The sequence below is a fragment of the Pedobacter insulae genome (assembly GCF_900113525.1).
GTDB classification, from domain to species: Bacteria; Bacteroidota; Bacteroidia; order Sphingobacteriales; family Sphingobacteriaceae; genus Pedobacter; species Pedobacter insulae.
Genome location: NZ_FOPP01000001.1, coordinates 109534 through 130853, shown reverse-complemented (window position 1 = coordinate 130853; position 21320 = coordinate 109534). Strand labels below are relative to the sequence as shown.

Below are 21320 nucleotides of genomic sequence, written 5' to 3'. Positions count from 1 at the left end.
CAAAAGTAAGCATTTTTAGGTAAAAAAAAGGCTGTAGCATTAAAAGATGCTACAGCCCATTATATACTCAGTAATCTTATCTTACCAACCAGTAGTCTGGGTAAGTTTATAACCTTTTTCCTGATAGTCTACAATTTGTGTCTGACCAATAGGTGACAGGTAAGATCTATCGGTAAATACATTTCTGTTATTACCATTGATAACGACCCAAAAACCAACCATTGCATCAGCATTGGTTCCATTGTAAGTAACAACTGTACCATCTAGCTTTTTAACTTTAATGTTTTTGGCATTCGCATTCGCAGCAGTTAAAAATATTGGAATTTCATTCTTCACATCAACCCAAGGCCCTAACAATGCATCGGTATTCGTGCTAAAATCCATGTAGTTTAGTTTCTTCCACCGCTTAAGATCTAATAAACGGCTATATTCGAACACAAACTCCATGCGTCTTTCGCGACGAATCTCCCAAATCAATGCCGGAACATCTGCATCACGCGCTGGATCATTAGGAAGCGAGCCCAACATTAATGGTGCGGTTTTCATCACACCCTTTGCAATAGCTGCAGCTTCTAATGGCCTGTTGCGAATAGCATTAACCGATTTATCTAAGTCGGCCTGCGACACAGCCGCGCCACCCATATACTGTGCTAATACAGCCTTGGCTTCGATCCAGTTCAGTACAACTTCTGCTAAGCGCATAATCGGCGCATCACTAGTGTTGGTGTTACTTCCCCAGGCCGGTGGATAGGTTTTACCAATAAAGGTTAGCGCCTCTCTCGGCGCAAACTTATAACCATATAATAAAGTAGCTGATGCATCTGTAGGTACGTCCATAAATGACGCCTCAAAACGAGGGTCACGAGTCTTAGCTAAATTTGCAATCGAAAATGAAGTCGCATTCGCAACTCCAGAATTTTGCCAAACTTTACCGTCATTAACGATGAATGATTTAACCAATGCTAAATTCGGATCAACGCCAACTGTTTCCGTTCCATTTGAATAAGAAGCGATAGAATGTGTTACAGTTAAAGCAGCGTCGTATACACGATACATTAATACTTCAGGATGTCCTACCAAGCTCTCAGACGTAAATAAAGATTTAAAATCACGAGAAAAATTATATTTTCCACTATTCATCACCAAATCTCCAGCCTCAACTGCGAGTTCTAGATATTTCTTAGCTCTGGCAGCATCCAAGCCATGGTAATGTTGGTATGTTCCTTCAAATAGCATAAATCTCGAAATAAATCCAGCAGCGATATACCTGTTTAAGTTATTCGTTCCATCACTTTCACGCATATTGGTTAATACATATTTGAAATCATCGTACACCTTATCCATCACTAAACCACGATTGTCGCGATCTTTGAACAATTCAGCTTTCTCATTATCTAAAAGTTCATGATCAAAATAAGGCACGTCGCCAAATACCCTTACTAAACGGCTGTATTCAAAACCTCTAAAAAACCTGCCAACGGCCGACCAATGCTTATAAGCGTCTTGGGAAATATTAGGCTTTGCTACGGTTTCCACGCGGTCAATAAAAATATTGGATTTTCTAACCCATGCAAAATTCCAAGTTGGCCCAGCATAACTTGACATCCAAGCTGCGGCCTCAGAGGCTGAACCCCTCGAGGTTGGCACACTACTCTCAAACGCTGCCTGCGTATTTTTACTAGTTAGATCATCAGAAAAGGTGTAACCTCGTACCGGCGTATAGTCCGCTGTAAATGAGGAGTTATAACCCACAAAATAATTTGTGTAGAAACTATTCCCATATAAACGGAGGTCATTCTCATTTCTCCAAAATTCCTCGTCTATATACTCGGTTAAAGGTGACCTGTCTAATACTTCCTCTTTACAGGAAGCGAATAGCAGTGATACTACCGCCAGACTATATATATATTTAAAATATTTCATCTTTTTATCTTTTTAAAAATTTAACTGAACTCCAAATGAAACGCTTTTGAAAGTCGGCACGCCCTCGCCTGTACGGCCAGAGTTATAATTAGTAGTATTCCACATAGAATATCCGCTAATCGCTTCAGGATCTACTGGCAAACCATTTAAATTATCCCAGGTTTTGAAATTCTCTAATGACACATACACTCTTAAAGAGTTTACATGTACTTTCTGTAACAACATCTTAGGAATTGTGTAACCCAATGTTACATTCTTAAGTCTCAAATATGCCATATTCAACAAATAACGGTCTTGGATCTGAGTATTGTTAACCCCTGTTGAACCTCCATTATTATAAGCTGCAGGGTAAAAAGCATCGGTATTATCAAGGGTCCAATAGTCGTCGGCAATCGCTGCAGGCATAGCGCCATCACCAGCGTGCCATCCTGGCACTACCAAAAATCCATTACCTACAATCTTACGGCTACCTACGCCTTGGAAAAATCCACTTAAATCAAAACCCTTGTAGTCAGCACCCAATCTAAAACCATATTCATAGCGAGGTGTAGAGTTTCCGATTTTCTCTAAATCACCATGGTCATTCAACAACCTGTTTCCAGGACTAATCTCTCCGTCTCCATTTAAGTCCTTGAATTTAACATCCCCAGGACCAAATCTAAAGTTTGATGAGTTTTGTAGAAAAGGTTGATAAACTGGTTTTGCACCATTTTGACTTTTCAATTTGAATGCCTGCTTACCACCATGAAGTGCACTTTCCGCTGCACTTAAGAAAATCAGCTGAGGTTTTCCATTTCCATCTAGTTCAAAATCATCCATCTGATAAAGTCGATCAGTACGGTATCCCCAGATTTCACCAATAGTTGTACCTACATATCTACTGTTTTCTGTCGCGATACTTTGAGTCGAACCATAAGCTGTTAGTTTTGATTTAGAATCGCTCAAGTTAGCCCTGATATTAAGCCCTAAGCCGTTGCTAAATTTGTTATTGAAAGCTACTGCTAATTCCCATCCCCTCGTTTGAATAGAGCCATAATTGCTCTGTGGAGCACCTATTCCTAAGGTAAGCGGAATCCCTTCTGCCGGAACAATCATGTTGTCTGTATTTCTTTGATAGAGTTCTCCTGTTATCGTTAAACGGTTATTTAAAAATCCAGCATCAATACCAAAGTTAGTGGTTACAATATCTTGCCAAGCAATGTCTCCAGAAACTGCTCTCGGTGAGCCTACAAAGTTCACGCGCCCGTTTGACCCGATCCAACTGGCTTGCCCGCTACCCATCACACGTAAATATAAATCATTATTCACAGATTGATCTCCGATTGAACCCCAAGAACCTCTGAATTTCAACATGCTCAATACAGGCTTAGTCCATTGCATAAAAGGTTCTTCACTTGCTACCCATCCTGCAGAGAACGAAGGAAACCATCTCCACCATAAATGCTCAGGGAATTTAGAAGATCCATCATAACGGATATTTCCCTCTAACAGGTATTTATTTTTAAAGGCGTAGTTAACCCTTCCAAAGTAGCCGAGTTGCGATTGCCAACTTTTATTGGCACTTGCCGTAACCGTTCCAATACCAAAATCAAATTGAGGATTGGAGATATCTGTTAAATTCGTGATTTGACTCCAATTATCTTCATAGGTTTCAGCTACCCGGTTTATACCTGCTATAAATTTAAAATCATGATTTTCTGCCAATCTTAAACTATAAGTCGTAAAAGTATTGATCGTATGGCGATAAGAGTTTCCAGCTCTTCTGTAGAAGTGATCGGGGTTACTACCCGCAGCGGTATACTCGTCTAAAGAAAGATCAAAGGCTGGCATAGCACCAGCTGTAGTGCTCGAGACTACCTGGCCTTCTGAATTTACATACACTCTATTGCCACTTGCATCAAGTCTCGCTTGAGGCGCAGCCCATGAATTTCTGGCAGTATACCTTGTTCCTGGACGTCTCCAGTTTTCTTCTTCATTAGAGAAGGTATAGTCAAAATCTACCTTCCAGTTATTCATAATATTTACGGTAGAACCCAAGTTAACATTCAAATAGTTTGTAAGAATGTTAGCTGTATTGGCAGCAGCAATTTCGCTGGCCGGGCTACGGATTGGATCACCGTTCTCATCGTTACCCAATGGATACAAAGGACCCCAACGGTAAAGATACAACCATGGATCTGCCGTAGTTGAGCTCGTTACATAAGGATATTCCTTATTACGTCGTGAAAATAAAGCACCTGCACGAACCGTGAGATACTTATTGATTTCGCTTGATAAGCGCATCGAAGCATTATAACGACTAAAATTATCAACTTTAGCTGCTTTCATCATTCCACTTTGGTCTAACAAACCTAAGCCAATATTATAATTAGTTTTGCCAGAGCTTCCGCCAATGGATAAATTATGTTGGCTAGTTGGCGCCCATTCTTTAACCATCAATGAATAGGGATCGTAAGTTCTTACACCCATTTTCGCACTGGTTCCTTGCACATACCAATCTCTACCAAATACAGTTGGATCATCGGGTCCGATCGTGTTGCCATATTTTTCTTGCCAAGCAACAGATTTCTCGTAAGATTCACGATCTACATAATAAAATGCTCCTTGTCTGGTAGTTATACCTATCCGCTCTGCGGCATCAACCGTATATTTAAGTGCATTTACACCCGCCATTTCAAACTTTTTAGACGGATCTTGGAAGGAGAAGTTATTCGTATAATTAACCTGTGGCTTATCGGTTTTCGAACCTTTTTTGGTAGTAATCAATACTACCCCAAACGCAGCTTTTGCACCGTAAATTGAAGCAGCTGCCGCATCCTTTAATAAAGTTATCTCCTCAATATCGCTAGGGTTAACTAACTGGATACTTGGAATCTCAACATTATCTAACAAGATTAAGGGAGATGAGCCACCATTGAAAGAGCCAATCTGACCCCTAATTTTAATAATAGGATCAGAACCAACCTCTCCACTTGGAATAACTACGGTTAAACCAGCCGCAGCACCCTGTAAACCTCTACCTACATCGGCAATTGGCCTACTTCCCAATGCCTGATCAACATTGATACTTGCTACCGCACCTGTTAAATTTGCTTTTTTCTGAGTTCCATAACCTACCACAACCACTTGATCTAAACCAGTGGCCGAAGCGCTTAAAGAAACATTGATCGTACCTGCGGTTCCAACGGTACGCTCTACCGTAGTGAAACCTAAATAAGAAAACTGAAGCACATCCCCTGCTTTAGTTTGTACGGAGTAAGTACCATTAGTAACCGTCTGCACAGCCGTATTAGTACCTTTAATTTTTACGGAAGCACCCGGAATAGGCTGCCCGTCATCTGCTGAAGTTACCTTTCCAGTAACAGTTATTTGCTGAGCCATCACTTGAATAGCCAACAAAAACGTGCCCAAAAACAGCATGAGTAGTTTTTTTTTCATAAACGCCAATTTGGTTAAAATTTGTTTTGTTTTTTGATTTTATACCCCTGAAAAAACACGCACTAATACGCAAATTATCAAAAGCCAAGTAAATATCATAAATGTTTTTCAGTTAAAAAAGAAATTACTTAACTATTTTGACTCAGGAAGAAAAATTATTATCGCAAAAACCTGCAAATACCCGCATTATAATTTTATTTGACTATATTAGTATTCCAAACAGCTATAAAAGATGCTTAAAAAAGAAAGACATGATTTCGTAATGAGACAAATCAACTTGCATAACAGGGTGCTAACATCCGACCTTGTCCAGTTGCTCAATGTTTCTGAAGATACCATCAGAAGGGACTTGCAAGAACTATCTGACGACAACCTATTATATAAAGTACATGGCGGCGCTTTGTCTAAATCTTATCATTCTAGTTTTGATGATAGTACGGTATATGCAAAGGATGCCAAGATTGGCATTGCCAAAAAAGCCCTATCCTTAATTAAGGACGGAATGTTCATTCTAACAGGGGGTGGTACCACCATTATAGAAATGGTGAAGCAATTACCGGAAAATTTGCAGGCAACATTCTTTACGATTAGTCCACTGGTAGCGGTGGAACTTGCCAAGTACCCGAAAATTGAGGTCATTTTAATTGGCGGTCTGTTCTCCAAGAATTCTCAAATAACTTATGGAGGCCAGGTAATTAATCAGCTTTCAGAAATTAATGTTGATTTGTGCTTAATGGGTGTAAGCGCGGTACACCCCACAGACGGCTTAACCGATACGGATTGGGAAATAAATCAATTAAAGAAAACAATGCTGAGTTCATCTAAAAAAACAGCGGTATTGTGCATTTCTGAGAAGTTAAATATTACCTTGCGACTGAAAGTTGCTGCCTTAGGGCAAATTAGTTATCTAATCACCGAATTGGAACCTAATGATGAAAGCTTAAAGCCCTATCAAGCTAAGGGATTACAGATCTTATAATTTAACCTTTAGAGGCGACATATGTGTCTGCAACAATAAGAGAAGCTTCGCCTCTGCTTCGGGATTGCTTCGTGTTTTTTTCGAGATGAGTCCAATATGAGTCCAGTATGAGTCCAATATAAGTCCAACTTTTGCCATTAAAAGCTGGACTTAACATAGATTCAGTTTTCACTTTATTTAGATTTATCTCAAAGCAGTCTCGAACGAAGAACGAACCAAAGGCGAACCAAACTCGAATAAGAATAAAGAAAACTGAAATTTAACTCGGCAGACAAATCTTGCCCATGCAAACCGAAGGAACTCCTTCTCGATCACCAAAGTGAATGGGTGATCCTGCAATCGTTTCATTTGCTAATAAAGCAAATAGGACTGCTTCTTTTGCGTCGGGGTTAATAGCAAGGTCGGCAGTAGTACCAAATATACTATTAGTTAAGCTATTTTTAAGCAATTTTACTAACAATGGATTATGCATCCCCCCTCCACTCATATAAATATGAAGCTGACCAATCTCGGGAAGAGTAGTATTTATAGCCTTGACAATGGATGATGCTGTAAAATAACAAAGTGTAGCCAGGACATCTTCTTTAGTTAGGTTAACAGTATTACTTTGTAATTGTGCTCGCTGCAAATAGGCTAGATTAAAAAGCTCGGGACCAGTGGTTTTTGGGAAATTCTTTTCAAAAAATTCATTTTCCAGCAAGGCATGTAACAGCGCAGGATTTAAATTTCCTTTGCACGCTAGCGCTGCGTCCTGATCAAAATATAAATCTGGGTAATTGGCTTGTATAAATTGATCCATCAAGGTATTACCCGGCCCAACATCTGTTGAAAACACTTTGCTCGCATCTTTATCGGCAGGTAAAAAGGTGAAATTGGCGATTCCACCAATATTCAACATAATTCTATTTTCGCCCTGTTTAGCAAACACCAAATAATCACCATATACAGCAAGTGGAGCACCTTCGCCTCCGGCAGCTATATGCTTTTGCCTGAAATCGGCAATGGTAATGATTCCCGTATGGACGGCTAAGTGATCTCCATCTCCTATTTGCAAGGTACCATTTGGGTAACTCGCTTTACCATGTAGAATTTTGGGAGCGTGAAAGATCGTTTGCCCATGGCTAGCAATCAGGTCTATTTCATCTACAGCAATATTCCATTCTTTCAAGGCTTTTAGAATGAGTGCTGCGTGATTAATTGCCACTACTTCGTTTAATAGACAAACCTTCTCCAAATCTGCATCTTTCTTAGCAAAAACACTTTTTATATCAGCTCTAAAGTCCGAATCATAAGGCATTGTGACAAATTTCGCTACGGCTACACGGGTGTCTGTACCGGAACCACTGCATAGACAAAGTGCGATATCGAGTCCATCAAGAGACGTGCCCGACATAAGCCCAATAATTTTTCGCTCAGATTTTTGTGCGATATGATAAAGCTTGGAAATATTTGGATTCACAGATGAGATCTTTAAGACAACATCAAATATAGGGAAAAATTTTGGCGGGAATATCAACTAATATATCAAACGTTTGATTAAGGCAATTGTCGCTATTTTTAAAAAATACTTGCAATAAATTAGCTTCATGTGCCATATTTTATACATAACTGCCTATATTTACTGCTCCGTTTACCCCATAAATATAAAAAAATGGCAAGATTAAACCTTTTAGAGGAGACGAGGTTCGAAAAACTTCCTGTGAGTGTTTTTAAAAATCCAAAGGAAGCATCTATCAGCGTTGCTCATCGCATCGCAAAAATTATTCAAGACAGACAGTTAAACAACCAGCATGCAGTTTTAGGTTTAGCGACTGGCGCAACTCCAATTGCTGTTTATGCAGAGCTAGTTCGCCTGCATAAAGAAGAAGGATTAAGTTTTAAAAATGTAGTTACGTTTAACCTCGACGAGTATTTCCCTATGGGGCCTACTGCGGCGCAGAGTTACGTATATTTTATGAAAGAGCATTTGTTCGATCATATAGACATTCCTGCTGAAAATATTCATATTCCCGATGGTACACTGAAGCTAGAAGATATTCCTGCATTTTGCTTGGCTTATGAAAAAAAGATCGAGGAGGTTGGTGGATTAGATATGCAAATTCTTGGAATTGGGCGTACTGGTCACATCGGTTTTAATGAGCCAGGCTCCGCGCCGAACTCCGGAACGAGATTAGTTACCTTAGATGACCTGACCAGAAGAGATGCGGCGAGGGATTTTGGAGGCAAGTCAAACGTACCAACAAAGGCGATTACCATGGGTATTGGGACTATTTTCAAGGCTCGGGAGATTGTGTTAATGGCATGGAACCAAAAGAAAGCACCAATCATTAAAAAAGCCGTCGAAGGAGAAATGTCGAGCGAAGTACCTGCTACGTATTTGCAATTGTCGGACAACGTTGAGTTCATTTTAGATGAAGATGCAGCTTCCTTATTAACCCGCTTTGATACGCCATGGTTGGTTAAGGACTGTATTTGGACAGAAAAATTAACTCGAAAAGCGGTTATTTGGCTGGCTAATAAGTTAGGTAAACCAATTTTGAAATTAACGGAAGACGATTTCAATAATAATGGAATGGCGCAATTAGCGTTAGAAAAAGGTCCTGTTTACAATATCAACATTCACATATTTAATAAATTACAACATACGATTACCGGCTGGCCGGGTGGTAAACCCAATGCCGACGATACGCAAAGGCCGGAAAGGGCAAATCCTGCTAAAAAAAGAGTGGTAATCTTTTCGCCACATCCAGATGATGACGTAATCTCGATGGGTGGTACTTTTATCCGTTTGGTAGACCAGGGACATGACGTGCATGTAGCCTACCAAACTTCGGGCAATACTGCTGTTTGGGATGATGACGCACTAAGATTCGTAGAATTTAACATAGATTTTGCTGAAAAAATGGGCTTGGAGCAATCAGAAATGAAGCGCATTTACGACGATATGCGTCAATTTATGGAGCAGAAACACCCCAACCAAGTTGATACTCCGGAGATCCAAACTGTTAAAGGTTTAGTTCGCAAGGGGGAAGCAATTGCTGGTGCACGTTATTGTGGTTTAACTGATGATCAAATTCATTTTATGGCCCTGCCTTTTTACGAGAGCGGGAAAAATCAGAAAAATCCTGTTACGGAGGAAGATGTGCTGCAGACAATGGAGTTGTTACAAAAAATTAAACCGCACCAAATCTTTGCTGCAGGAGATTTTGAAGATCCTCACGGAACGCATATTGTTTGTTTTAATATTATTCTTGAAGCTATAAAACGTTTGCAAAAAACCGAAAGTTGGGTGAATGATTGTTGGTTATGGCTATATAGAGGTGCGTGGTTGGAATTCGAAACGCACGAAATTGAAATGGCTGTTCCGCTTAGTCCACAAGAAGTTGAACGCAAGAAATTTGCTATTTTCAAACACCAGTCGCAAAAAGACAGAGCTGTTTTTCCGGGTGATGACGCGAGAGAGTTTTGGCAACGGGCAGAGGACAGAAATAGAGAAACCGCAAAATCTTATGATGATTTAGGCATGGCCGATTACGAAGCTATGGAAGCTTTTGTTAGATATAAGTTTTAGCGACTTTCCCGGCCGACTTTTCCCGACTTCGTAAGTCGGCCCTAAATAGGCCGACTTACGAAGTCGAAAAGCTAAAATTGCCAAAATTTTAAAAACTTTTCCACATTTCAAATCTTTAAAAATGAGATTTGAAATTGATAAACTACCTCTATCTACTAACAGAGCTAGAAAAACTGATTGATCCCTCCGAACGCACCAAGTTTGCGGCTATAATTAATTATGCAAGTTCTTAGATTTAAAAATGAAAATCGAAGAAAGCAGCTATTATCACGTCTATAATCGGGGAAACAATAAAGAATTAATATTCTTCCAGGAAAATGATTATATCCATTTTCTAGACCATTTTATTAAATATGTAAAACCATTTATTGAGGTTTACGCCTATTGCTTAATGTCAAATCACTTCCATTTTTTTCTGAGGATTAAAGATAAGGCGGGGTTTGAAAAAGGCATAAAAAACTTCTTCATATCTTATGTTAAACATATAAATTTCAAGTATGAAAGGGTTGGCAGCTTATTTCAAGGAAGATACAAAGTTAGCCGAATCACCTCAGACAGTTATTTCACCAGGGTTATTACCTATATTCACCAAAACCCATTGTCTTTACCTTTGGTAACAAAATTAGAAGATTACAAATACTCATCTTACCAAGAATATTTAACTGACGAACCTTCTCAACTTAATAAAGAAGAGGTTATAAATTGGTTCGGAAACCTAGAGCAATTTATAATTAACCATCAATTCTAAACTCACCCCGACTTCGTAAGTCGACCCTAAATAGGTCGACTTACGAAGTCGGGAATTCAACGGCGACTTACGAAGTCGGATTTTTTTTATAAATTGCTCTATCAAATAACGCATGAATGAGCTTATCTAAACCACAACGCCTCCTATCACTGGATTTTTTTCGCGGCTTTACCGTTGCTGCAATGATTTTAGTTAACAACCCCGGAAGTTGGGCCCACATTTATGCCCCGCTTGAACATGCAGAATGGAACGGCTGCACACCAACAGATTTAGTTTTCCCGTTCTTCTTGTTTATTGTTGGCGTATCAATTGCTTATGCGATGGGCAGCAAAAAGGAAGACGAATCGACACATACTAAGACTATCCTAAAGGCGTTGAAAAGAGCGCTGATTTTATTCGGATTAGGTTTAATTCTCGCTTTCTTCCCAAGAAATTTCAGGGGTTTCGATTTCATCGATTCACTGCAACACGTTCGTATCCCTGGTGTTTTACAGCGAATAGGCGTTGTATTTTTTATTTCTGCAGTGTTATTTCTGAAATTGTCCACAAAAAACATCTTCAAAACAATCATCCTCATTTTATTTGGCTATTGGCTGCTAATGACGTTTATACCTGTTCCAGGTGTGGGTTATGCCAACCTCGAAAAAGAAACCAATTTAGGCGCATGGCTTGACAGAACACTCTTAACTGAAGCACATCTTTGGAAATCGGCAAAAACTTGGGATCCAGAAGGAATATTAAGTACACTTCCTGCTGTCGCTACTGGATTATTCGGCGTTTTGGTTGGCGTTTACCTTAGAAGAAAAGATGTAGAAGTCGGCGCAAAAATCGCATGGTTATTCTCTACCGGTGTAGCCGCAGTATTACTTGGCTTGCTTTGGGATCTACAATTCCCCATTAACAAGGCTTTATGGACAAGTTCTTATGTGCTCTATACGGGCGGATTAGCCACTATGATTTTAGCCCTATCTTATTGGATCATTGATGTAAACCATTATAGCCGCTTCACTAAACCCTTTGTAGTTTATGGCGTAAACGCAATTACCGTTTTTTTTGTATCCGGATTAATGCCACGGCTACTAAATATGATCAAAATAAGCACAGAAGACGGCGGCAAAGTGGGGGCATTAACCTGGTTTAACCAAACCTATTTTACCCCATATTTCTCTCCAATCAACGCATCTTTAGCCTATGCTATTTTTGTAATCCTTTTCTTTTACATAATTCTTTGGATAATGTATAAGAAAAATATTATCATTAAGGTTTAATGCAATACTTTTGAAACAAATTTACTTTTAGAGCATCTAACTTATTAGAAAATCGATTATTTATGAAACAACATCTCTTAACCTTGGGATTGGCGACAATTCTATTTTCACAACCTATATTCGGACAGCAGAAGGCTACTCCTTCCAGAAACACCCCCGCAAAAACTGTAAATACAGGCAATCTAATTCCCTTAGATCCAAGTGTAAAAATTGGAAAGTTGCCAAATGGTTTAGTATACTACATCAAAAAAAATATAGAGCCTAAAAATAGAGCTGAATTATATTTAGCTACCAGAGTGGGGTCATTAATGGAAGACGAGGCGCAACAGGGTTTAGCCCATTTTACTGAGCATATGGCATTCAATGGCACCAAAGATTTCCCAAAGAATGAAATTGTTAACTATTTACAAAAGGCTGGTGTACGTTTTGGCGCAGATCTAAACGCTTACACGGGTTTTAATCAAACGGTTTTTCAATTACCTATTCCAACCGATAGTGCAGCGGTTTTTAAAACCGGTTTCAAAATATTGGCCAATTGGGCGGGAAAAATAAGTATGAATGCTGCCGATATTGACGCAGAGAGAGGTATTATTGTTGAAGAAGATCGCCAACGGGGGAAAAATGCCCAACAAAGAATGAGCAATCAATTATTGCCGCTCTTATTAGCAAATTCCAGATATGCAGAAAGAATTCCAATCGGAAAAGTGGAGATATTAAACAGCTTTACCCATGATAAGATTCGGTCGTTTTATACGGACTGGTACCGTCCAAATCTTCAAGCAATCATTGCTGTTGGCGATTTTGAGGTGGCGGAAGTGGAAAAGTTAATCATTGAAAATTTTTCGGGGTTAACTAATCCGAAATCACCGAAACCGCGGGTTTATTATACCATGCCCGACAATGCGCAACCCATGGTTAAAATTGTGACCGATGCAGAACAACCTTATAATGTTGCACAAGTTATCTACCGTCAGAAAAGTACTCCTGTAAAAACAACTGCCGATTTTAGAAGGAGCTTAATCAATAATATGATCAATAGCATGTTTGCTGCCCGTATACAAGAGCTTACCCAAAAGGCAGATGCACCGTTCTTGTTTGCACAAGGAACTTATGGACCCTATCAAAACGGCCTAGTTTGGGGATATGATGCCTTCACAATCGCTGCCGTTTCTAAAGATGGCACTGGGTTAAAAAAGGCCATCACTGCAGCCGTCGCAGAAGCCGAGCGCATGAACAAATATGGCTTTGTGGCGTCTGAACTAGAGGCAGCGAAAAAGAATGTTACCGCCGGCAACGAAAAAAGATTTAAAGAAAAAGATAAAACTTCCTCTGCTTCTTTCGTACAAAGATATCTAAATAACTTCCTGGAAGGCACCAGTATGCCTTCAATCGAGTATTCATACGAGTTGACTAAGAGAGATCTAGCAAACATCAGTCTTGCAGAAGTTAATGCAGTAGCAAAAACCTATATCACCAAAAACAACCAGGTAGTTGTGGTACAGGCTCCGGAGAAAGAGAAAGCTAACCTACCCACTACAAACGAATTACTGAATGCCATCCAAAATGCTGGTAGAGATGTGGTAGCTTACGTAGACAATAGCGTTAACAAACCACTCGTTGCCACAGTGCCTACAGCAGGAAAAATTGTCGGTGAAGTTAAAAATGATAAAATAGGAATTACTACACTTAGCTTAAGTAATGGTGTTAAAGTTGTTTTAAAGCCTACAGATTTCAAGAACGACCAGATTATTTTCACCTCATTTGCAAAGGGAGGATCTTCATTAGCGGGTAATGATGACTTTTTATCGGCCGACAATGCAAGTTTGATTGCACAAAGTGGAGTGGGCGACTTTAACCCCACCCAGCTTAATAAATACTTAGCTGGTAACACGGCAAGCGCTGGATCTTATATTAGTAATGATTATCAGGGATTTTCTGGAAGCACTGCACCTAAAGATTTAGAGACTGCCTTCCAGTTGATTTATGCCTATGCTACCAATCCTCGTAAAGATGCTGAGATCTTTAACAAGACCATTACTGATATGAGGGCGATGCTTGCTAATAAAGATGCAAATCCTAGCAGTGTGTATAGTGATACCGTTCAAGCGGTTTTATCAAACTACCACAAACGTGCAATGCCAACTACCTTGAGCGATCTTGACAAAATCAATTTAGATAAAGCGTTTGCATTTTATAAAGATCGTTTTGCCGATGCAAGTGGACAGACATTTGTTTTTGTTGGGAATTTTGACATAGAAAAAATTAAGCCCTTTGTCACTACTTATCTTGCAAGCCTACCTTCGCTAAACAGAAATGAAAATTTTGTAGATAATGGCGTTTATCCACCCAAAGGAAAAGTGAGCAAAACTGTATATAAAGGAATCGAAGACAAAGCTACTGTACAGTTGTTTTTCCATGGGGATTTTACTTACAATGCCGAAAATAACATCCAACTAGATGCATTGAAAAGTGCTCTGGAAATTAAAATTTTAGAACGCCTGCGTGAAAAAGAAAGTGGTGTTTACAGCCCTGGCGTGGGCTTAAGTGTTCAAAAGTATCCAGTTGGCCATTACTATTTTACTATTTCATTTAACTGCGCAAAAGCGAACGTTGATAAATTAATCAATGCAGCACTGGATGAAGTTAACTCGTTTAAACTAAATGGGGCGACGGCAGAGGATATTGCAAAATTCAAATCAGAAGAACAGAGACAGGAAGAACTAAGTTTACGTAACAATAGTTTTTGGTTGAGTTATTTAAGTACCCGTTTAAAATACGATGATGATATCAATATGATCTTGAGTAAAAAAGATAGATTGAATAATGTCACGGTAGCAAGCAGCAAAAAAGCTGCACAGCAATACCTAAATGGCGAAAATTATATCCGGTTAGTATTAGTTCCAGAAAAATAGTTTCTTTAAAATAAACCGACTTCGTAAGTCGGCCCTGAAAGTGCCGACTTACGAAGTCGGGGTTTTGCAGGCCGACTTACGAAGTCGATATACTATTTTGCCATAATGCCGATCGGGATACTCGCTTCACTTTCATTCTTCAAGCGATCAAGCGCGGTCACGATATAAGTATATCTTTTTCCTTTTTCTACCGAGGTATCCAAATAAAAGGGATAATCTTCAAAAGATATTCTAATGATGTTTTTAGGATTAACGACACTCGGTTTTTCACCTTCCTCGAAACGGTAAATTACGTAACCATTCGCAGTTTCTCCGTCTTCGGCCTTAAGCGGTTTAAGCCATTTTAAATGAATTCCGTCACTTTGCGCTTCAGCAGTAAAACCTTGAGGTTCATTAGGTGCTATGTCGTCCAACCAGGGCATCAAAGGCGGCAATGCCGGATGCTTATAAAAATCCTTTCGCAATGAATCTGTTAGGCTTTTGCCCACTGTCGATAAAGATTTTGAGCTAAAAAAGATGCTCCCTTGCGCCCTACCGTTATCTCTTATACGTCTAATTTGATTCGGGATCTCACTATAAACTCCCCAGGCCGCCTCGCCTTTTGCATAAGGACTATGAATTAAGTAAGCAGCTTGCCCGATATACAGATGCCTCCCAAAAGTATTGTTGCCCCACCAATCCAACAGCACACCAAAAGGTGCAACCGCTCTGCTAAAAGTAAAATAAATCTGTGGGTTGATATAATCTACCCAGCCTTCCTTGATCCATTTTCTCGAATCTGCATATAATTCGTGGTAGTTAGACAAGCCATTGGTTTTCGAGCCCAACGTATCCTCCCGGTAGTTTTTCCAAATGCCAAAGGGGCTCACCCCAAATTTGACATATTTTTTATAGTGATGAACACTATCATTAACCATTTTAATTAAAAGATCTACATTATTTCTTCTCCAATCATCAATTTTCGTAAATCCATTAGGATATTTCTCGAACGTAGCTTGATCAGTAATTTTTTGTCCGGCTATTCTATAAGGATAGAAATAATCGTCGAAATGCACACCATCTATATCATATCCCTTAACTACATCTAAAATAACCTGCACAATGTAGGCTCTTACTTCAGGCAAGCCTGGGTCGAACAGTTTTTGACCTCCATAAGTGTAAAAGAGGTCAGGTCTTTTTTTGGTGATATGTTCTGGGCTAGTAACCGCCCGTGCACTCATCGTTGCTCTATAGGGATTAAACCAGGCATGTAGCTCCATGCCTCTAAAATGTGCTTCCTTAATGGCAAATTCTAGGGGATCATACCCTGGTGCCGGAGCTAAGCCTTGTGTCCCCATTAACCAGTGGCTCCAAGGTTCTCTGGACTTCGCATAAAATGCATCAGCAGTAGGCCTAATCTGCAGCATGACGGCATTTAATCCGGTTTGTTTATGCTGTTCTAAAATTCCAATTAATTCCTGCTTTTGTTGATCTACGGATAGACCTTGTCTTGAAGGCCAGTCGATATTAGCGACTGTTGCGACCCAAACTCCCCTAAATTCACGTTTTGGGGGCAACGTTTCTTTATTTTGCGAAAAAGTAAGAGTGGAAACTGCAAACGAAATTAAAATAGTGAATAAGATACTTTTGGTCATTATTTTATGGACGAGCTTAAAGGTGTTTGGTAAACGTACAATTGTTATCAGATTGAGCGTTACTATTTAACGAGGTTTTTAAAAATTTGATACAAAAGTGCGACATTTTTTACACTTATCGGTTTTTTATATTAAGTTAGCGCTCCAATAATAGCGCATTAAGCTTCTAAATTTGTATTATTGAGCGTAAATTTGCTCAATAAAAACTATTCAAAATATGCAAGAACAAGACCCCGTAAATAAGGTTGATCGAAACAAAGTCTATTTTTTAATCATTGTTATCGCTGCCCTTTTAGGAATAAATGCCTATTTGTATTTTAAAGATAAGCAGCAGAGCAGTCGCTTTGTAACAGTAAGCACTGAAAAAGACCGACTAAACCTTGAAGTAGAAAAAATTGAAGCGGAACTGGATAAGGTTAACTCCTTAAATGTAACACTTAGTGAGAGACTGCAAGAGGAACAACAATTGGCGAGAGATAAGATTGCAGATTTAAAACTTGCTTTACAGAAAGGGAAATTAACACAAGGTGATTTAGACGAGGCCCAAAAGCAAATCGCCGCTTTAAAAGAATTTGTAAAAAATTACAATGATCAAATCGGTCGTTTAGAAAAGGAAAACTCCTATTTAAAATCCGAGCGGGATAGTTTAAAAAGTAAAACGGTAGTGATTACGCAAAAGGCGGAAGAACTCGAGAAACAAAATGAAAATTTAAATGCCAAGGTAAGAGTTGCAGAAGCCCTAAAAACAAGCAATATAGACATCACTGCTTACAAAGTAAGAAGCAATGGGAAAGCGGTATTGGTTACCAAAGCCAGCACGGCAAACAAGTTTCAGATTACCTTCACAGTAGCATCCAATGACCTAGCTGAAAAAGGTTATAAAACCATTTACCTAAGGGTATTTGATCCGGCTGGCAACCTAATTGCCAATGACAATGATTTTTTTGAAGCCAATAGTCAACAAATGCAATTCAGTAGTAAAATCCAGATTTCTTACAATAACGACGATACTGCTTATAACATGGATTGGACTAATCCCAAAGAATTTCTAAAAGGCACCTATTTCATCATCCTCTATTCTGGTGGGTTTGAGATGGGAAAGGCCCAGATATCGCTTAAATAAGATCTCCCGCTAATGGGAAGCTCAAATAAAATGTAGTTCCGGCGTTTGGAACTGAAACAAAATGAATAGTACCCCCCGCATTTTCAATAGCCTGTTTCACAAAAGCTAAACCCAAACCAGTTCCAGAAGATTTTGTTGTAAAATTAGGTACAAAGATCTTATTCTGCAGGTTTTCCTCAATACCTTTTCCATTGTCTTCGACCTCAACAAACGCAAATTTCTGATCATTGATTACTTTTATTCTAATCACTCCTTTTTCTTTACCCTCGGCAGCTTCAATTGCATTTTTCAACAAATTATTGAAAGTCCTTAACAACTGGTCTTTATCCCCCAGCACCAATAAATCTTCCTTTACCTGATTAGTCATGCTAATTTCAACGTTGTCGATGGAGTTAAAAACACGGATAGCTTGTTCTATGATTGGAATTAGTCTGAGATTTTCCAACTTCGTATCTGGCATCTTCGCAAAGTTAGAAAATTCAGAAGCGATGGTTGCTAAACTGTCGATTTGCTCGATAAAAGACTTGTTAAAACTGGCAAATTTCTTTTCGAAGTTAGGATCCTTCTCCCTCCATGATTTCTCTAACAATTGAACGCCCAATTTGAGTGGTGTTAGCGGATTCTTAATCTCATGGGCAACTTGTTTAGCCATTTCACGCCAAGCACTTTCACGTTCTGATCGGGCCAATTTAACCGCACTCATTTCCAGGGCTGTCAACATTTTATTATATTCTTTGATCATGGAACCAATTTCATCCTGTCTATGCCATACAATAGGCTGATTGGTTTGTCCGAGCTTGGTTTTTTTAAAACTCTCCTGAATGAAAGTTAAAGGATGCGTTATCTGGTCAGCTAAGAACACTGCTAAAACGCCGATTAACACGAATACCAGCGCATAAATATTGATCAGTGTATTGATAAATAAGCCTATTTTTTCCTGATAATCAGATTCATTACTATAGTAAGGGAGGCCAATGTAAGCGATTGTCTGATTTTGCGCATTGCGAATGGGTGCATATCCTGCGGCATAGGTGAAGGTGCCAATTTTTTCACCAGTATTGATAAACTCTGATTTCAGGTTAGTACGCATGGTGGTAATGGCCTTAGCCCCCATTTTTGGCCCTAAAATACCATACTCGTACATTTTTGGTAGCGATGTAAGGTAAATGTCTCCTTCGGCGTCGTAAAGGTTCAAGTAGGCCGCATTAACATCTGCAAACTGGTTAAATTTAAAGCTCGCCTCCTCGTCATTGCGTAAACCATGGGTTAATATTTCCTTTTCGTAAGCTAACTGGACTTTCCTGATTTTTTCTCTAATCTCATCTTCCTGCTGACCCATATACTCGTTTTTGATATAAAAAAAAGTTGTCCACCCGACAATCAGCAACGTAGCAACCACCGCTAATACGATGGTTACCTGAATGCGGGTTCTATACAGAATTTTATTAGCATTGATCATCAGGTACCGGTTCACATTGAACCATCCCGATTTCTGGTTATTGATATTGTTGAACAACCATAATAGGCCATACAGGATACCGCTAAATAGAATAAATACTAAAAAGAAAAAAGATAAGGTTGCCAACCGAATGGTATAGGACATTCTTTCCTTACTGATTACGATAACCTTCGACGTATTTTGTTTATAAATAGCGAAGTTATAATCGGGATTATGCTCATTCAAAAAAATAACCTTATCCCGAACACCTTCAAATCTCGTGGTAACGGTTTCGTAGGTGTACTTGCCAGATTGACCATAGAGCTTATGATTTTTATAGAACGCGAAAGAGTAAAGGCTATAATCTTCATCACTTTTTAACTTCCCATCTATTAACAATTCTGGGAAATGGCTATTGATGTCATAAGATTGTGAGGTTAGTTCGATCACCATAAAACCAATCAGATTTTCACTATGTGAAATGGGGATTATCCCAAAATACTTTTGGAACCCGAAAGTATCATTGATTCGATAGAAATAGTCTGAGTTCTCGATCTTAATGGAGCCACTGCGCACCAATTCCCTGTACTTGCCTAAAGGTATGCTATTTTCATTACTTAAAGCTAGACCGTCCTGATTATATTCAAATATTTTATATTCGAACCTCGACAAATAACCGTCGAGATAACTTTTATTGATATAGTTGTGGATCTGTAAAGATTGTGTTTTTTCAGGGTGCTGGAAATAATCGACAACCATGCTATCTGCAGAGATTCTATTTTCAAAACCTGCGATTGAGCTAATTACTTTTGGCTCGTCGGTTAGCATCAATTTTCGTGCAATTCCCGCCCTGGTTGAACGCTCTTTAATGTCGATATATTTAACATACTTCAGAGCGGATAAAAAAGCCATGCAGAAGAATAGCAGCACGTAAACTCCAATATAAAACTTCCTTTGTTGAATATAATTGTTCCAACAAAGGATAAAAATAAACAATGCATAGACCAAAAAGTAAACGTTGAATTCACCTAATAATCTATAAATAAAATAAACCGCTAAACTTCCCGCAAACAAGATTACCCTTTGCTTATGGGTTACGTTGAATAGTTTGCTAAGCTCTATAAATATATTAGCTATTAAGAAAATGTTGAACCAAACCAAGCATAAGATGATGATGCAGATAAAGCTGATAAAGCTAAGATTGATGATATTGGTGATGTCGAAGTTTATTTTCGAGTTGTCTATCAGTCCAAAAAATACCTCATCTGTTAAAAAACCAATACCACCCAAAATAATCAGGAGGAAAAGGTGAAAAATTATACCAATGGTTTCGTTTTTGGCCATCCAATTTGGGACACTGTATTTCTTTCTATGCGTATAAGCGAATAAGGACACCCAGGTGATCGCAATTACATTCAATAGGAAATCGCCTAATGATGGCAAAAAATCACTTTGAGCGTAGATAGACGGATTAAAGATCTCCAAGTCGAATTGATGGTTAAACCATCCATAATAGAGATCAGAAAGCCGAAGTGCGGCAAAAAACAGTGTTAATAGGACTACTCCTGTTAACACATATCCTTTGTTTACCAGCCAGGTGCAATAAGAGTTAACGAATAAGAAAATGGTTAGTATGCCAACAATCCACAGCCATAATTGAAGGTTGGTATAAATTCCTCCAGTATAAGAATCTTTAAGCTTAACCTGGAATAAATAATCCTTATTGATGCTAAAAATATTCCTGGTATCTTTATCTGTAAATCCCGCCAGGTCTAAGCTATTATTGGAAAATAGCTCGGGTACGATTTGGTTCTTTAAGTATTGGTTCTCAATTACAAACTGTGTCTTTAAACTGATGACAAAAAGGAATGTGTAATGGTCTTCCGTTTTTTTGATAAGTTCATAATAACCGTTTTTTGCCCCATAAAAAGAAGAACCCTCTTTAATCCTGCTTAAAACTGGCAATACTTTAGAGGAACTCCAGAACTGGAGTACATTATCTTTGAAAACTAAAATATTGATGCCAAGATCCCGATAGGTATCTATAAACTTTAGCGCATCATTCCCATTTTTGTTAAAGTTTTTAGCGGCATTGCGTTGGGCAGGATCAGCCAGAAAACTTTGGACAGTCCTCTCTTTCGAAGCGAGTTTTTCTTGTAATTGATTGGCTTCATGCGTTAGAAGATCTGCTCTGGTTATTGCATGATCTAGAGACAATGCTGTAATGATACAGCAAATGCCAAAAATCAATAACAAAAACCTGATTTTACCTCCTATACTCACAAT

Annotated in this window: 11 protein-coding genes; 6 read left to right on the top strand and 5 right to left on the bottom strand. The window is 38.9% G+C overall.

Annotation, left to right across the window (positions count from 1 at the left end):
• Positions 1-81: 81 nt before the first annotated feature.
• Both BM207_RS00595 and BM207_RS00590 read right to left on the bottom strand, forming a co-directional pair.
• Positions 82-1923 (bottom strand): RagB/SusD family nutrient uptake outer membrane protein, encoded by a 1842-nt coding sequence (locus BM207_RS00595; protein ID WP_090991618.1) that lies wholly within the window; start codon positions 1921-1923, stop codon positions 82-84.
• Between the two features lie 12 nt (positions 1924-1935).
• Complete coding sequence (locus BM207_RS00590; RefSeq protein ID WP_090991617.1) at positions 1936-5361, bottom strand: SusC/RagA family TonB-linked outer membrane protein; 3426 nt, start codon at positions 5359-5361, stop codon at positions 1936-1938.
• 232 nt (positions 5362-5593) lie between these two features.
• On the opposite strand from BM207_RS00590, the gene BM207_RS00585 reads away from it, so the two are divergent.
• Entirely contained in the window at positions 5594-6340 is a 747-nt protein-coding gene (locus BM207_RS00585; RefSeq protein ID WP_090991616.1) for a DeoR/GlpR family DNA-binding transcription regulator, read from the top strand.
• Between the two features lie 259 nt (positions 6341-6599).
• Here the strand turns inward: BM207_RS00585 and BM207_RS00580 are convergent, their stop codons facing one another.
• Positions 6600-7799, bottom strand: coding sequence for an anhydro-N-acetylmuramic acid kinase (locus BM207_RS00580; RefSeq protein ID WP_090991615.1), 1200 nt, complete (start codon positions 7797-7799; stop codon positions 6600-6602).
• A gap of 192 nt (positions 7800-7991) precedes the next feature.
• On the opposite strand from BM207_RS00580, the gene nagB reads away from it, so the two are divergent.
• From nagB to BM207_RS00560, 4 genes are all read left to right on the top strand, one after another.
• Positions 7992-9911 (top strand): glucosamine-6-phosphate deaminase, encoded by a 1920-nt coding sequence (gene nagB, locus BM207_RS00575; RefSeq protein WP_090991614.1) that lies wholly within the window; start codon positions 7992-7994, stop codon positions 9909-9911.
• A 241-nt stretch (positions 9912-10152) separates the two neighbouring features.
• The gene (locus tag BM207_RS00570) at positions 10153-10659 is read left to right on the top strand and encodes a transposase (RefSeq protein WP_090991613.1); all 507 of its coding nucleotides are present in this window, start codon (positions 10153-10155) and stop codon (positions 10657-10659) included.
• Positions 10660-10775: 116 nt separating this feature from the next.
• Positions 10776-11927, top strand: coding sequence for an acyltransferase family protein (locus tag BM207_RS00565; protein ID WP_090991612.1), 1152 nt, complete (start codon positions 10776-10778; stop codon positions 11925-11927).
• A 62-nt stretch (positions 11928-11989) separates the two neighbouring features.
• Positions 11990-14839 carry a M16 family metallopeptidase gene (locus BM207_RS00560; protein ID WP_090991611.1) on the top strand — a complete coding sequence of 950 codons (2850 nt, stop codon included), beginning with the start codon at positions 11990-11992 and terminating at the stop codon, positions 14837-14839.
• A gap of 92 nt (positions 14840-14931) precedes the next feature.
• Here the strand turns inward: BM207_RS00560 and BM207_RS00555 are convergent, their stop codons facing one another.
• Positions 14932-16473: a glycoside hydrolase family 10-like protein gene (locus BM207_RS00555; protein ID WP_090991610.1), complete on the bottom strand. Its 1542-nt coding sequence runs from the start codon at positions 16471-16473 to the stop codon at positions 14932-14934.
• Positions 16474-16690: 217 nt separating this feature from the next.
• Here BM207_RS00555 and BM207_RS00550 point away from each other — a divergent pair, with 217 nt between their 5' ends.
• Positions 16691-17596, top strand: coding sequence for a hypothetical protein (locus tag BM207_RS00550; protein ID WP_090991609.1), 906 nt, complete (start codon positions 16691-16693; stop codon positions 17594-17596).
• On the opposite strand, the gene BM207_RS00545 is transcribed toward BM207_RS00550, so the two are convergent.
• Positions 17589-21317 (bottom strand): sensor histidine kinase, encoded by a 3729-nt coding sequence (locus BM207_RS00545; protein ID WP_245767994.1) that lies wholly within the window; start codon positions 21315-21317, stop codon positions 17589-17591. The two genes, BM207_RS00550 and BM207_RS00545, sit on opposite strands and share 8 nt — an antisense overlap.
• Positions 21318-21320: the final 3 nt, after the last annotated feature.

Excerpts from the sequence above, each read along its gene's own strand:
- BM207_RS00565 (WP_090991612.1), top strand. The coding sequence starts at position 10,776 with ATGAGCTTATCTAAACCACAACGCCTCCTATCACTGGATTTTTTTCGC.
- BM207_RS00590 (WP_090991617.1), bottom strand. The coding sequence starts at position 5,361 with ATGAAAAAAAAACTACTCATGCTGTTTTTGGGCACGTTTTTGTTGGCT.
- BM207_RS00570 (WP_090991613.1), top strand. The coding sequence starts at position 10,153 with ATGAAAATCGAAGAAAGCAGCTATTATCACGTCTATAATCGGGGAAAC.
- BM207_RS00595 (WP_090991618.1), bottom strand. The coding sequence starts at position 1,923 with ATGAAATATTTTAAATATATATATAGTCTGGCGGTAGTATCACTGCTA.
- BM207_RS00550 (WP_090991609.1), top strand. The coding sequence starts at position 16,691 with ATGCAAGAACAAGACCCCGTAAATAAGGTTGATCGAAACAAAGTCTAT.
- BM207_RS00555 (WP_090991610.1), bottom strand. The coding sequence starts at position 16,473 with ATGACCAAAAGTATCTTATTCACTATTTTAATTTCGTTTGCAGTTTCC.
- BM207_RS00585 (WP_090991616.1), top strand. The coding sequence starts at position 5,594 with ATGCTTAAAAAAGAAAGACATGATTTCGTAATGAGACAAATCAACTTG.
- BM207_RS00560 (WP_090991611.1), top strand. The coding sequence starts at position 11,990 with ATGAAACAACATCTCTTAACCTTGGGATTGGCGACAATTCTATTTTCA.
- nagB (WP_090991614.1), top strand. The coding sequence starts at position 7,992 with ATGGCAAGATTAAACCTTTTAGAGGAGACGAGGTTCGAAAAACTTCCT.